Source organism: Blautia caccae (genome assembly GCF_040095955.1).
Lineage (GTDB): Bacteria > Bacillota > Clostridia > Lachnospirales > Lachnospiraceae > Blautia > Blautia celeris.
Map to the genome: position 1 here is coordinate 1 of NZ_JBBMFP010000111.1, position 550 is coordinate 550.

Genomic DNA, 550 nt, shown 5'->3' on the forward strand with positions numbered 1-550 from the left:
ATAACTATTTCCGGATGACTTCCGGATATTTTTCCGGATAAATTCCGGATTTCACGCCTCCCTTCATGGCTATTTCCGGATGACTTCCGGATGTTTTTCCGGATAAGTTCCGGATTTCACGCCTCCCTTTATAACTATTTCCGGATGACTTCCGGATATTTTTCCGGATAAATTCCGGATTTCACGCCTCCCTTCATGGCTATTTCCGGATGACTTCCGGATATTTTTCCGGATAAGTTCCGGATTTCACGCCTCCCTTCATGACTATCTCCGGATGACTTCCGGATATTTTTCCGGATAAGTTCCGGATTTCACGCCTCCCTTCATAACTATTTCCGGATGACTTCCGGATATTTTTCCGGATAAATTCCGGATTTCACGCCTCCCTTCATGACTATCTCCGGATGACTTCCGGTATTTTTTCCGGATGGGTTCCGGATACTCTGTTTCTTCTTCCATTCTTTCCGGATGAATTCCGGTTTTTTTACCGGAACCTATCCGGATTTTCTCCCCAAAAAGCATACGCAAAAACCATAGGTTTTTGGCAAGT

Annotated in this window: 1 protein-coding gene; it reads right to left on the reverse strand. The window is 44.7% G+C overall.

The annotated features are described in order from the left end of the window. Window positions 1-264 precede the first annotated feature (264 nt). On the reverse strand, window positions 265-550 hold a 286-nt coding region (locus tag WMO65_RS26470), incomplete at its 5' end, for a hypothetical protein (protein WP_349064936.1).